The organism is Paenibacillus sp. DRB1-1 (genome assembly GCF_052119485.1).
GTDB classification, from domain to species: Bacteria; Bacillota; Bacilli; order Paenibacillales; family Paenibacillaceae; genus Paenibacillus; species Paenibacillus polymyxa_B.
In genome coordinates this window covers 2,218,395-2,232,229 of sequence record NZ_JBODQH010000001.1, presented here as the reverse complement: position 1 = coordinate 2,232,229, position 13,835 = coordinate 2,218,395, and the positions used below count along the sequence as shown (strand labels likewise).

The 13,835-nt window shown below is 45.8% G+C and carries 11 protein-coding genes; 4 read left to right on the top strand and 7 right to left on the bottom strand.

Going from position 1 to position 13,835, the window contains the following annotated elements; all coding sequences use genetic code 11:
* Positions 1 to 93: 93 nt before the first annotated feature.
* The 3 genes from pgmB to ACQW03_RS09895 form a co-directional block, all read right to left on the bottom strand.
* On the bottom strand, positions 94 to 753 hold the full coding sequence (gene pgmB, locus ACQW03_RS09905; protein WP_071639131.1) for a beta-phosphoglucomutase: 660 nt from the start codon (positions 751 to 753) through the stop codon (positions 94 to 96).
* A 24-nt stretch (positions 754 to 777) separates the two neighbouring features.
* The gene (locus tag ACQW03_RS09900) at positions 778 to 3,060 is read right to left on the bottom strand and encodes a glycoside hydrolase family 65 protein (RefSeq protein WP_441949522.1); all 2,283 of its coding nucleotides are present in this window, start codon (positions 3,058 to 3,060) and stop codon (positions 778 to 780) included.
* 154 nt (positions 3,061 to 3,214) lie between these two features.
* On the bottom strand, positions 3,215 to 4,222 hold the full coding sequence (locus tag ACQW03_RS09895) for a LacI family DNA-binding transcriptional regulator (RefSeq protein WP_076293832.1): 1,008 nt from the start codon (positions 4,220 to 4,222) through the stop codon (positions 3,215 to 3,217).
* Positions 4,223 to 4,464: 242 nt separating this feature from the next.
* Here ACQW03_RS09895 and ACQW03_RS09890 point away from each other — a divergent pair, with 242 nt between their 5' ends.
* On the top strand, positions 4,465 to 6,129 hold the full coding sequence (locus ACQW03_RS09890) for a PTS transporter subunit IIBC (protein ID WP_441949519.1): 1,665 nt from the start codon (positions 4,465 to 4,467) through the stop codon (positions 6,127 to 6,129).
* Positions 6,130 to 6,134: 5 nt separating this feature from the next.
* Complete coding sequence (locus ACQW03_RS09885; protein WP_441949517.1) at positions 6,135 to 6,956, top strand: endonuclease/exonuclease/phosphatase family protein; 822 nt, start codon at positions 6,135 to 6,137, stop codon at positions 6,954 to 6,956.
* Between the two features lie 23 nt (positions 6,957 to 6,979).
* On the opposite strand, the gene ACQW03_RS09880 is transcribed toward ACQW03_RS09885, so the two are convergent.
* Positions 6,980 to 8,179: an MFS transporter gene (locus tag ACQW03_RS09880; RefSeq protein WP_441949515.1), complete on the bottom strand. Its 1,200-nt coding sequence runs from the start codon at positions 8,177 to 8,179 to the stop codon at positions 6,980 to 6,982.
* A gap of 231 nt (positions 8,180 to 8,410) precedes the next feature.
* On the bottom strand, positions 8,411 to 8,908 hold the full coding sequence (locus ACQW03_RS09875; RefSeq protein ID WP_023986557.1) for a DinB family protein: 498 nt from the start codon (positions 8,906 to 8,908) through the stop codon (positions 8,411 to 8,413).
* A gap of 318 nt (positions 8,909 to 9,226) precedes the next feature.
* Between ACQW03_RS09875 and ACQW03_RS09870 the strand changes: the two genes are divergently transcribed.
* A complete protein-coding gene (locus ACQW03_RS09870) occupies positions 9,227 to 9,730 on the top strand; it encodes a MarR family transcriptional regulator (protein ID WP_441949512.1) in 504 nt (167 codons plus the stop codon).
* A gap of 202 nt (positions 9,731 to 9,932) precedes the next feature.
* Here the strand turns inward: ACQW03_RS09870 and ACQW03_RS09865 are convergent, their stop codons facing one another.
* Positions 9,933 to 10,862: a response regulator gene (locus ACQW03_RS09865; protein ID WP_023986559.1), complete on the bottom strand. Its 930-nt coding sequence runs from the start codon at positions 10,860 to 10,862 to the stop codon at positions 9,933 to 9,935.
* A 5-nt stretch (positions 10,863 to 10,867) separates the two neighbouring features.
* On the bottom strand, positions 10,868 to 12,172 hold the full coding sequence (locus tag ACQW03_RS09860; protein ID WP_076293836.1) for a sensor histidine kinase: 1,305 nt from the start codon (positions 12,170 to 12,172) through the stop codon (positions 10,868 to 10,870).
* Positions 12,173 to 12,383: 211 nt separating this feature from the next.
* On the opposite strand from ACQW03_RS09860, the gene ACQW03_RS09855 reads away from it, so the two are divergent.
* Complete coding sequence (locus ACQW03_RS09855) at positions 12,384 to 13,637, top strand: cation:dicarboxylate symporter family transporter (protein WP_023986561.1); 1,254 nt, start codon at positions 12,384 to 12,386, stop codon at positions 13,635 to 13,637.
* Positions 13,638 to 13,835 lie beyond the last annotated feature (198 nt).

Below are 13,835 nucleotides of genomic sequence, written 5' to 3'. Positions count from 1 at the left end.
GACCGATTCATCAAGAGTCGGTCTTTTGGATCATGATATTTTTTGCAATAGTGCCAATACGTTGTCGTTAAAAACTTAATATTTTACTCTTTTTCATCCTCTGATAAAATGTGACTCCAACATGCTCAGAGAAAGCTCGGCAGTAGTGGCTACCACGATATCCGCACCTTGCATTTGCGAAGGTGTTCCTACACCGACCGCAAACATCCCGGCACCCTTGATCGCCTGTATGCCAGCCTGTGCGTCCTCTATACCGATACAGTCGGCAGGCTGAACGCCCAGATTTGCGGCTCCGGTGAGAAAAATTTCCGGGTCAGGCTTGCCATTCCGAATGGCGGTAACATCCACCACACTGTCAAAATAGTACGCTAGCTCCAGTCGCTCCAGGATAAACGCTGCATTTTTGCTTGCAGAGGCCAGCGCGATGCCGATTCGGGCTTCACGAAGTTCTGTCAGTAGCGCTTTAATGCCTGGAAGAATGTCCGAGGGAGTTACAGCTGAAATGAGCCGCTGATACTCCGTATTTTTCCGTGTAGCCAGTTCTTGCTTGCCTTCTTCTGAAAATTTATTGGACAGGTTACCGCGCGCCAGTATTTTGTCGAGCGATTCCGTACGGCTGATTCCTTTTAACTGTTCATTAAATTCCCGATCAAAAGGGATGCTTAACGCTGCCGCCAAGCTGCCCCATGCCTGAAAATGATATTCGGCGGTATCTGTAATGACTCCGTCTAGATCAAAAATGACTGCTTTCATTTGGATTCCCCCTGTCTGCCCGATTTATGAAACGCTGTTCGTCATTAACGACTGCCCACTGGTAATGTGCGTTGGCTCTCCATACAGCTCTAGCGTCAGCGGTTCTCCGTCCAACAGGGTAATGATTACTTCATTTTCCTGTACGAGAATACTTAACAAGCGACCGCGATAGTTGATTTTAAACGTATATTTGTTCCAGCCTTGAGGCAGGAAGGGGGAGAAACTTAATGTTTCACGATACGTTCTCATCCCGGCAAATCCCTGTACAATCGCCAGCCAGCTTCCCGTCATGGAAGTGATATGAAGTCCGTCTTCGGTATCGTTATTGTAGTTATCCAGATCCAGACGGGCCGTCCGCTTATACATCTCGACTGCCTTTTCCTCCATTTTGAGTTCGGCAGCCAGCACGGCGTGAATGGACGGGGACAGACTGGATTCATGAACAGTCATTGGCTCGTAAAATGCAAAATTGCGCGCTTTTTCTTCCAGCGTGAACTGGTCCCCAAAGAAATACAGCCCTTGCAGCACATCTGCCTGCTTAATGAAGCAGGAACGAAGGATTTTATCCCATGACCATTTTTGATTTAGTGGAAGATTGCTGGGATCAAGGGAGGATACAGGCTGCAAATCCTTATCCATAAAGGTATCGTGCTGTACGAAGACTTCCCGCTCCTCATCATAGGGATAATACATGTGAGTGATGATATCCTGCCAATGTGCCAGCTCATCAGCCGTAACTGCCAGGTGCTGCGATTTCTCAGCCGAAATTTGAGGTAAGACCGATAATGTATATTTCAAAACCCATGCAGCCAGCGTGTTGGTATACCAGTTGTTATTGACGTTATTTTCGTATTCATTCGGCCCGGTAACCCCGTGGATCATATACTGCTGCTGGCTTTTGGAAAAATGAACCCGGTCGGCCCAGAAGCGGCTAATTTCGACCAGTACATCTATTCCATATTCCCGTAAATAGCTCAGGTCGCCCGTATAGTTGGTGTAGTTGTAAATGGCATACGCGATGGCTCCGTTACGGTGAATCTCCTCGAAGGTAATCTCCCATTCGTTATGGCACTCCACACCTGTAAAAGTGACCATAGGGTATAGTGCACCCCGTAGCCCTTGCTGGGCCGCGTTATGCTTGGCACCCTCAAGTTGTTGGTAGCGGTACAGCAGCAGATTACGGGTTACATCCGGGTCTGCGAGCGCCAGGTACATAGGTACGGCATATGCTTCTGTATCCCAATAGGTGGCACCGCCATATTTTTCACCTGTAAAGCCTTTGGGACCAATGTTCAGACGGGCATCTTCGCCGTAGTACGTAGAGAACAGCTGAAAAATGTTAAAGCGTATTCCCTGCTGGGCCTCTGTATCTCCCTCGATTTCTACATCTGCTTTGTCCCAACGTCTGGCCCAAGCTGCGACATGCTCCTGCTTGAGGGAGCTGTACCCTTTGTTCACAGCCTCCACGGCGATGCGTTCAGCTTGTGGAATCAGTGCGTCCTTTTCCATATCCCGTGAGGTGGTAACCGCCACAAATTTTTGCAGCTGGATACTGTCGCCCGGAGCGACGCTGTATTGATAGTGGCGTGCAGCATACAAAAAGCTCTCTTCCGTCGTCTGCTGATCCTGTCCCTCGGTCACAATACCCATGGTAGCGTTTACGGTAAAGCGCGGAATACCGAAGGGATTATCTATAGTTGTTGTGGACAGGCTGATGAATTGTTCTTGAACCTCTCGGGCCTCCTCCAACCAAAAAACCTCGTCATAGTTCGTGTCTTCATTCTTCGTATTGCCGTCCAGATAGGGGACAAGCTCTATGGTTAGAGGCTGCTCGCTTATATTCGTAGCTTGGTAATCAATCAGGCATAGCTCACGAGTGGTGAGGCTCAGAAAACGCTCCGTAGTGATACGAACCTGATCGTTCACGGTGCAGGTGCGTCGCAGGATACCCTGTTTCATGTCCAATTCCTGCACAAAATCGCTGATGTGTGCCGTAAATAAATCTACTTCCTCTTGGTTTACGATCAGACTGATGCCGATGAAGTTCATGGCATTGATGACCTTGCCGAAATATTCAGGATAGCCGTTTTTCCACCAGCCGACTTTTGTTTTGTCGGGGAACCATACACCGGAGATATAAGTTCCCTGATGATGGTCACCTGAATAAGCTTCTTCAAAATTGCCGCGCATGCCCATATAACCGTTGCCTATGGACGTTATGCTTTCCTGTAATCGCATGTGTGTGCTATGTAGAGTGTGTGTTGTCAGCTTCCAACTATCTACGTCAAATAATCGGTTGTAAACCATGATTGTGTACCCCTCTCGGAAAATGAGATCGTTGTTTTAACGAAACCAGTATATGAGCGAGTTCAGTATATAGTGCAACCGTTTGCCCTGTCAACGCAAAAAAACTGATTTTATGGGTTTCCACAAAATCAGTTCTTGTTCATTCCTCAGAGAATCATAGTATCTGGCTGGACTCGCGTTCCACAATTCGGTGGGGAACAATGATGTGTTTGGTCAATTCTTTGGGGTCTTCGATTTTTTCAATCAGGCTTTTGGCTGCCTGATAACCTAGAGTGAAGATATCAATATCCACGGAAGTGAGAGGGGGATTCATCAGCTCAGCCAGCATTAGATTATTGAAGCTCACCATGGATAACTGTTCTGGCATGGACACGCCGAGCTGAGAAAGCATTTTCTGTACTGCCATGGCTACAAGGTCGTCGCTAACGATCATCGCGGTAGGCGGCGGGGTAGCCTGCAATAATGTGCGCATGTCCTCCAGATTAAATGGCTCCCTGACCACGTATTCCTTGGGTAGAGGCAAGCCCGCCTCTCGCAGCGCATCCTGGTAGCCTCGGAGTCTTTCAATATTCACGATCTGTTCATGATCACCGCCAACATAAGCAATGCGCTGATGATTCAGCCCAGTCAAATAACTGACCACATCTTTGGCAGCCTGGTAGTTATCGTTGTCTACATGGGTAGTTTCACTGACAAATTGCTGAGGCTTACCGATTACGGTGTAAGGTATTTTTTCTTTATGAAGATACTCCACGATGCTATCTTTTTGCTTGGAGTACAGAACAATATAGCCGTCAACACGTCCGGTCCGGGTCATCAGCTTCACGCGGGATAGCAATTCATCACTCGTTTTTCCTGTGACAATGGACAGTGTATAGTTGTGCTCATTCACCCATTCGCTGATCCCGCGAAGGCTTTCCGGAAAGAAGGGATTTTGAAAGATTGCCACATCCGATTCAGGCATAATAATGCCAATCGACTGTGTGACACGGTTAGCTAGACTCTGAGCTGAATAGTTGGGTTCATAGCCAAGCGCCTTCATTTCTTTACGGACACGTGCCTTGGTGGCTTCGCTAATTTTGGGGCTGTCTTGAATGACACGGGATACGGTGGAAGTAGCAACATTAGCACGTTTTGCGACATCTTTGATGGTTACTGCCATCGTCTTCGTCTCCTTTTGCTATCTCAAGCAGGAAATATTATGTTCTATCATACGATATTGCTCGAAAATCAACAAATTCGTGGCTTTTTCGAGTTTTTACATCATCATTAACCAAGATATTTACAATTAGGGTATTGCCAATAGAAAGCGATATCATTATAATAATTGTGCAACCGATTGCATAATGTTTATAGGGTACGAACAACGCTGTACATACTATAAGGGATGGAGATTGAAGGAGCATGAAAAAACTTCTATCATTTGATTTTTGGCAAAAGCTCGGGAAAGCACTGCTAGTGGTTGTTGCTGTCATGCCGGCAGCAGGGATTATGATTTCGCTCGGTAAAGTAGTGGCGATGTTGGCTGGCGATATCCATTTCTGGTTGACTGTCGGCGGGGTTATGGAGAATTTGGGTTGGGGTATTATCAATAATTTACACATTCTATTTGCAGTGGCGATTGGTGGTTCCTGGGCTAAGGAACGAGCGGGCGGGGCTTTTGCTGCCTTAATTGCCTTTATTCTCATTAATATTTCAACAGGAACGATTTTGGGTGTGTCCTCGAAAATGCTAACCCAGGAGGGTGCCACCACCCACACTCTTTTTGGTGCATCCATTCCGGTTAGTGGCTATTTTACCTCTGTCTTAGGGGCGCCTGCACTTAATATGGGTGTGTTTGTCGGTATCATCTCCGGATTTGTCGGGGCCGTGGTATTTAACAAGTACTACAATTACCGCAAGCTGCCAGACGCTTTAGCCTTTTTTAACGGTAAACGTTTTGTTCCTTTTGTCGTGATTTTATGGTCTGTCATCGTAAGTTTGATCATGTCTGCCATCTGGCCATTTGTTCAGGGGGGGATTAATCAGTTCGGTATTTGGTTGGCGACTTCGGGAGAGTCGGCTCCTTTTGTAGCGCCATTTGTCTATGGTACACTGGAAAGACTACTGATTCCTTTTGGACTTCATCATATGCTGACTGTTCCTATTAACTATACTCAACTTGGTGGCGTTTACACGACACTTACGGGTTCCGGGGCAGGTAGCGTTGTTGCCGGGCAAGACCCGCTGTGGCTGGCTTGGGCAAGTGACCTGAGTGCGCTTCGCGGTACCGATTCGGCAGCCTACAATAGCTTGCTGGAAGGTGTCACGCCTGCCCGCTTCAAGGTAGGACAAATGATCGGTGGAGCAGGAATCCTTATGGGACTATCGGTGGCTATGTATCGCCGTGTAGACAAAGATAAACGCAGCAAGTACAAGTCGATGATCTTTTCGGCAGCCGCAGCTGTCTTTTTAACAGGGGTAACGGAGCCACTGGAATTCATGTTTATGTTCGTAGCGCCTGTGCTGTATGTGGTTTATGCTATTCTTACTGGTATTGCGTTCGGAATGGCCGACATCATACATTTGCGTTTACATTCGTTTGGTATGATTGAACTGCTGACTCGAATGCCGTTGTCTATAAATGCAGGTTTGGTGCAGGATATTATTAACTTCGTGCTGACTTGTGTGGTGTTTGCGGTAGCAACCTACTTTATCGCGTATTTTATGATCGGTAAATTCAAAATGGCTACGCCGGGAAGACTAGGGAACTATACGGATGAGGAGCCTCAGGGCACTTCCGAGGTGGGGAATACGAAGACAGATGGTGTGGCAGCTGTTTCCACTCAAAATCAACTGGCTACGGATATCATCAAGACGCTTGGGGGTGAGCAGAACATTGTCGAGGTGGACGCTTGCATGACCCGTCTGCGTGTGACGGTGAAGGATACAGATGCCGTTGGGGACGAAAAGACGTGGAAAGCACTGGGTGCCTTGGGCTTGATAAAAGTAGATAATGGGGTGCAGGCAGTTTACGGACCGAAGGCTGATGTGCTTAAATCAGATATACAAGACATACTCAACAGGTGATTACTTTGAAGTTGTTAACCCTAAATGCACATGCTTGGATGGAAGAAAACCAGCACGATAAGCTAAAGCAACTGGCTGCTTTTATTGATGAACAGCAGTTTGATGTCATTGCTTTGCAGGAAGTGAACCAGTCTATGGAAGAGACTCCTTTGTCGCCGGACGATTTGGGCGCCTACCATAGCGCAGATCCTGAGGTTGTCATTAAACGTGATAACTATGCTTATGTGCTGAACAGGCTATTGTCCAACGCCTATCATTGGACGTGGGCTCCCGTGCATGTTGGTTTTGCCAAATACGACGAGGGTTTGGCGATTCTGTCCAAAACGCCGATTACAGCTACGGTGAACGAATATGTTTCCTCGCTACAGGATTATGACAACTACCGCTCGCGTAAAATTGTTGGCATTCAAACTGTGGTGGACGGAGTACAGGCCTGGTTTGTCAGTGGACATTATAACTGGTGGAATGATGAAGAATCCTTCCGTGGACTATGGGATCGTACAACAAAAGTGCTAAATTCTTTTGCTCCGACTCCTGTGTTTATGATGGGTGATTTCAACAACGCGGCCGAAGTACGTGGAGAAGGATATGACTATGTACTGCAATCCGGCTGGTCGGACACCTATCCGAATGCAGCAGTACGTGATGAAGGCCACACGGTGATTAAAGCTATTGCTGGCTGGGAAAGTAACGCGGAGCCGCTCCGCATTGACTTTATCTTCTCCAATAAGGCTGCACAGGTTCAATCCTCAACCGTTGTACTGAACGGGAAGACAGGACCAGTTGTATCGGATCATTTTGGGGTTGCAGTTGAGTTAGAGCTGTGATGAAAAGAAAGGAGGCCAGTTGCTTATGCAATTGGCCTTTTTCTTATAGATTTCGACTTGAAACGAATGACATATTGGATAACTATAGCGATCAACACCAAAATCAAATTGTAGTAAAAGGGAGTGTTGATGCTAAACCGTTCCATGAGTGCACCTGCGATGATCGGAGACACAATGGCCCCCAATTCGGACAAAGATACGACGTTGCCGATAAATGAGCTTCTATTTTCCTCAGGAATAACATCCCCTAGTTGCGAGTAAAAGGAATCCAGATAGCTGGCTCCTCCTATACCTCCGATGAACATCGCTAAGTATACGATCCATGGTTCTGTGAACCAAAGAAATAAGATGATTTCCACCATGATCAACAATAGACCGATGATACAAAGCATCAAGCGATCCTTAAGTAGATCAGATATTTTGCCAATAAAGGGCGCTGATATGAAGGTTGATATGCCGATAATTGTAAAAGCTAAGCTAATTTCTGCGGGGCTCCAATGGAGCTTGTAGGTTGCATATATGGAGAAGTACGTTAAAAATATAGCGAATGCACTCATTTCAAGGAAATGAACGGTGGAATAGAGCAGTAGCTGTTTCGTTAGCATGGTTTTTCTTTTCGACTCATGAAGGGGTGCGTGCTGTTGCTGAGGTTTGGAAGAGAGACTGGGGAAGGTCATTCTGGAGACGGCAACGAAGGATATACATGAGAAAATAGCAACGAAATAAAACGGAATGGATAAAGAAAAATAAGAAACAATAGCTCCACTCATAAGAGGCCCCAAAATCATACCGGCACCTTCACTGCTGCTGATATATCCATTGAGTGTGCCTCGATTCTCTGCGGTGCTCATATGGTTGATCGTGACTCTTACAAAGACGGTTAGCCCTATAGCTACCAAGCCTTGGAGGAGTCTTAGTATGGCTAGAATGATGAAGCTTGTTGCAATCGGAAACAGGAGCATACAAGCGATTTCGGCAATGAGTAAGCTCAACCCCAAGCGTTTTGCGCCAATCTTTTCATAAATTCGTCCTGCCATGCCTCCACCAAGAAATCTTCCCACATAAAAAAGAGAAAATAAAATACTCATGCCGAGTGTAGATATCCCGAATTGCTCTACATAAATAGCAAAGAGTGGAAGGATCATACTCCCACTCATGTTAGCAATAAGGCTGATCACGATCATACAGGCGATATTACGATTTAAATATAAGTGTCTCACCATAACCTCGAAACCTCTCTTTGATCTTGCATCATGGGAACCGTTATTCGGATTGCACCTGATTACGGATGAACGGCTTCAGATCGAGTTAGCGGGTTCCCATACAGGGTACGCAAGCGAGTTTCTCGTGGTGCCTAAATCCCAATGCAATGATGGAGGTATAAAGCAGCAGATTGGGGAAATCCTTTTGTTTAATTTATGCTCTATTCGTATGACCAGGGCATGGTGTTGCCTTTAAGCGGGAAAGCCGCCTCCTGGTGGTGGCCAAGCTCCATAAATCCGGCGTAGCAGTACGATTTCACCCAAATGATATGAATTGTGGGAAGCGATATTCCGCAGTAGTCCTGCTTTCGTTTCACCTGGGAAATGAGCTAGTGAATCATCCAGTTGCGCGGTTTCGGCAATTTGCACAGCCTGATCTACGCCCTGTAAAAATTCGTTAATGACAGCCTGCCATGCCTCTTCGCTTTGCGGCCCAGTCTCTTCGGGCCAGCTTTCCATGACATTGCCCGGAAGCTGGGGCTTCCGTCCTTCCAAATGCTCCAGCATAAATTGCTGCCAGTAAATCATATGCTTCAGCAGTTGATAAATGCTGTAAGGCATTTCCGCGTTTTTCTTCCCTGCCAGTTCGACGTCAATGTCTGGCAAAGCCCGAGCCACACGAATATGCCCACGTTCCCCGACCAGTGATTTAACCAGTGCTTGACCGAATAATTGGTTGGCATCCGACATGTATAATCATCCCTTCTATGGAGAACTTGTTTCTAGCTTATTCCCATTTAGCAATTATACAATTATATTTTCCAAAATGGAAATACCCCCGTAGTTTGGAGAGAAACAGAAATGATTTAAAAAAACGGTTGATAATCATTCTCAATTGCATTAAAATAAAATTGTTTCAAAGGAAACAAAGTATAAACAACAGATATATTCTGTATATATACGGAAATGTTAAAGGGGAGCTTTCCGTATGCATATATTGTTTTCTATGAAACAAATGTCGGCTATAATGAAAGGAGGAGTATGCCAAAGGAGTGACTACTTGTTAGTATGGAGAAGGCGACATCGGTTCAGCATGTCTATGATTTGCTTATTAAGATGAATCACCAGCTGGAGCAGCATCAGCAAAGAGAGAGCATGACCTTTCTTGAAGAAATCCGCGAGCACTTTGATGGAATGACTTCGCTCAATATAACGGATGTGCACGTTATGGATTGTATTGGGAGGCATGAGCCGATTAATGTTACGACATTAGCGGATCGAATGGAGCTGAGCAAGGGTACAGTTTCGAAAGTCAGCACCAAGCTGCTCAAGGAAGGCTGGATTCGCAGAACCCAGCTTAACGACAACAAGAAAGAAATTTATTTTCGGTTAACTCCGTTGGGGAAAAGACTCTTTCTTGTGCATGAACAACTGCATGTTAAGGTACAGCAGCAGTTATTTGAATTTTTAGATCGTTACAGCTCGGAAGAACTGAATGTCTTGAAACGTCTGCTGTCCGATGGTGTAGATCTCTTGGAAGCTATGGAGTGGCAGGACAAGAGTCTGGATTAAAGGGATATCGAATCATCAACGATGGGCACCTGTTTTATCTCCGAGTAATAGATACATGGGGAGATGCAGGTGCTTTTCTTTTAATGTCAGCATTTTGCATAATTCGATTCCCAACACTCGAGGGTACAATATTTAGACGGACTAACCCGTTCTGATCTATATATTGCTGATTGTGAATACTCTTGGGATTTATGCAAAATGCTTAGTGTAATAGCCGTTTTGCTTCCATATAGAGCACCTGTACGAACTTTTTCGTATTAATGCGGGCTTGGGACAGTGAAGGCTCCACATTGTTTTGCAGCTCCAGCATTTTTTTGCGGATTTCTGTAAAGTCAAAAAATTTGGATGCATAATTTTCAAATTTAGGATGCGTATAGTCGGTCAATCCGAGCGATACTATATGGCTTAGCGTCTGGAAAATAGCGCGGCGGACACGTTGCTCCGATGCTTTGATTTCCTTACTCAGCTCTACTGCTGAGGCTGAAGCCCCTAACCGTTTGGACGCTACATTGGCGAATATATCCTTCAACGGCGGGAACAGATAGGGAGATAGATTGCCTGTTTCCTCCTCATACTGGTCCAGAAATTCCAGCATGTCCAGTAAATCCATACTCCCGGCTTCGCCGATCATCCCCATTTCGGAGAGCAGAAACTGCCCGGAAGTTACGATGTTTCGGGTCGGTTCAATCGTTGCCGTTGGATTATTCGATGTGAACATCGACAACCCTTGAAGCGTGCGCTGGATATCCGTTATCGACTGCTGCATGCGCAGACGCTCAGCCACCTTATGAATAACTGCAATAATCTCCAGTCGATTCAAAGGCTTGGCAACATAATATTCAATACCGAGCGAGTACGCCTCGCCGATCATGTTTTTGGATTCGATGCGAGAAATCATAATGATTTTACCGCTGAATTGATCGCCGAGTGCACGCACGGTCTGAATGCCGTCACGAAGCGGCATCAGCAGGTCAATCAGCAATACATCAATCCGGTTCAGCTCCAGGAGGCCGCTATTCACGTAGGTACCATCCTCTGCTTCCCCGATGACTTCCCCTAGACCTTCGTCTTCAATAATATCTGCCAGCATAGAACGAATTCCCTGATCGTCATCCACAATATAAAAACGCATCCGGGCTATCTTCCTTTCTCCGTCAGTTTCCGTAAAGGCAATGTAATTCTAAAAGTGGTCTGTAATCTATCTGTATTCTCTTCTTCATCCTGTTGCAGTTCAATCGTTCCTTCAAGGCTCTCCGCGACCTCACGCACATAAAACAATCCCATACCGGTCGACGGCTGTCCTTCCTCATCATACTTGGTCGTATACCCCGGTGTGAAGACCATTTCCCGTTTCCGCTGAGGAATACCCGGACCGTTGTCGGTAACACTAAAGGAAGCTATATCCTCTTTTCCCGGGAGACAGCGAAGGGAAACGACAATCCTTCCGTTGTCCTTCATTGCTTCAACCGCATTGGCTGTCAGGTTATTAATAAGTGTCAAAACGGTATAAACATGCAGCTTGGGTAACAAAGGATCGACATCTAGGGTAAAACGAATGGACTTGTCCAGCGATTGCGCGTATTTGCTGTTCGTTCGGATGATTAGCTCCCCAAGCTCTTGAGAAGCCATGTAATGCACTCCGCTTTCGGCATCAATCAGCTTGGACAAACCAGCAAAAATCCGCTGGCTGTCTTTTTTAATTTCGTGGACCTGTCCGGAAATACGGAGTGCCTGTCTGGCGTAATGTTCTCTGTCCTTCAGAGATTCATCCTGCTGCAGCTCACGGTACAGCTCGTAGCTTTCACGAGTGATTTGTTCTGCATGTGACAGCGTTTTGCCTAACTGGACCGACTCCTCATACAAGTCCGATACAAGGAGTAAAATTCGCTCTGTCTGCTGTCTTTGTGCCTCTTCATGCTGAACCGATTGATTTAACCGAATCATATTATAAAACCCAAGCACGAAGAAGCTGCGGATCATAGCCATGAAAGCTACTTTGCTGATCTTAATGATGTCCCAGAAATCGCCGTCAATGCTCCACCGGACGCTAAGTTCCGACACACTTGCGGCAACCTCAATCCCTACAGAGAGGATGCCCACGCGGAGCGCGCGGTAAGGCTCAGCATTAATGTTAAGAACCTGAAAGAGCAGCCCGTAGACCATGTAATAAAAAAAGGTAGGGCCGTGCAGTGTCAGCAACTCTTCAAAGGAAAGGCCGAGCTGAGTGTAATGATTAAGTAAGATGCGAAAGGCGACTACCGCTATCCCTGCAAACACTCCCGATAATGCAGGCGGTATATGACGAATAGATAACAGAAAGAAAAAAAATACAGGCGTGCCAAAGCTGAGACGAAATGTATTAGCGAACGGGTGAATATTCAGCTCACCTGCGAGCGGTACAAAGATAAGCATGAGCAGGAAAAGGAGCGTATTCAACTTCATCCATATTCACCTCCTGGGTATTCAGTCAGAAAGTCAATGTGAGCTAAATTCACAGGCTCGCCGTTAAATTTTGTGAATTTATAGAAAAAAATAAATGCAGCTGTAGATAATTGTCGTTTTTTATAGATCAGATTGTAGTATAAATAACATCATTTGAATATTAAGAACAGCATACTGCAAAAATATACAAACCAGCCAGGGGGGACACGAAGTGAAAAAGATTAATTTGACGATGCAAATCTTTATCGGTCTGGCTTTAGGTATTATTATTGGTGCCTTATTTTACGGCAATTCAGGGGTGGAAGTCTACTTAAAGCCAATCGGCGATATTTTCATTCGCTTGATCAAGATGATTGTCGTGCCTATTGTGATCTCAACGCTCATTATCGGCGTTGCCGGCGTGGGCGACATGAAAAAACTGGGTAAACTTGGCGGCAAGTCTATTCTGTACTTTGAGATTGTAACGACAATCGCCATCCTTTTCGGACTGCTTGTTGCCAATCTGGTTCGACCTGGTGACGGCGTGGACATGTCCCACCTGGCCAAGAGTGATATCCATTCCTATGTGGAGACTGCAGAGAAGTCAGGCCATAGCTTTATAGATACGATTGTGCATATTGTTCCTACCAATATTATTCAAGCTCTGGGCGAGGGAGATATGCTGGCTATTATATTCTTCTCCGTACTGTTTGGACTAGGGGTAGCGGCGATTGGCGACAAGGGCAAGCCCGTGCTGAATTTCTTTGAAGGCGTAGCCGACGCCATGTTCTGGGTAACCAATCAGGTCATGCGCCTGGCTCCGTTCGGAGTATTCGCACTGATTGGAACGACAGTGGCCAAGTTTGGATTGGCGTCGTTATGGCCATTATTGAAGCTTGTTTTGTCGGTGTACGGCTCCATGGCGCTGTTCATTGTGATTGTTTTCGGAATTATCGCCAAGCTTTGCGGTACCCGTCTCTGGACTATGATTAAAATTTTGAAAAGTGAGCTGTTGCTTGCATATTCGACGGCCAGTTCGGAAAGTGTTCTGCCTAAGATCATGGAGAAGATGGAGAAGTTCGGATGTCCTAAAGGAATTACTTCCTTTGTCATTCCGATTGGGTATTCTTTTAATCTGGACGGTTCCACCCTGTATCAGGCACTGGCTGCGATTTTCATTGCCCAAATGTACGGCATTGACCTGCCAATCACGACACAAATCACGCTGGTGCTCGTTTTGATTATTTCATCCAAAGGTATTGCAGGGGTGCCGGGTGCTTCCTTTGTCGTTTTGCTCGCTACACTTGGAGCAGTGAACCTCCCGCTGGAGGGTTTGGCTTTTATCGCTGGTATTGATCGCATTCTGGATATGGCGCGTACGGTAGTCAATGTATTAGGCAACTCGCTTGCCGCTGTGGTCATGTCCAAATGGGAAGGCCAATATGATAAAGAAAAGGGCGAGGAATACGTTGCTTCAATTAAATAAGATGCAATGAACTGAATAGTTGACAGAAAGAGCACTTTTGCGAAGTAATGCAAAGGTGTTCTTTTCGTTTCCAGACTTGTTAAGACCTTTCCTTTTTCGACATTTTTCGATATTTTTTGTATGAAAATATAGGTATATGGACATAAAAATGATTCTTATTACCTATGTAATTTTAAATTTATTTATAATGATTCTTAA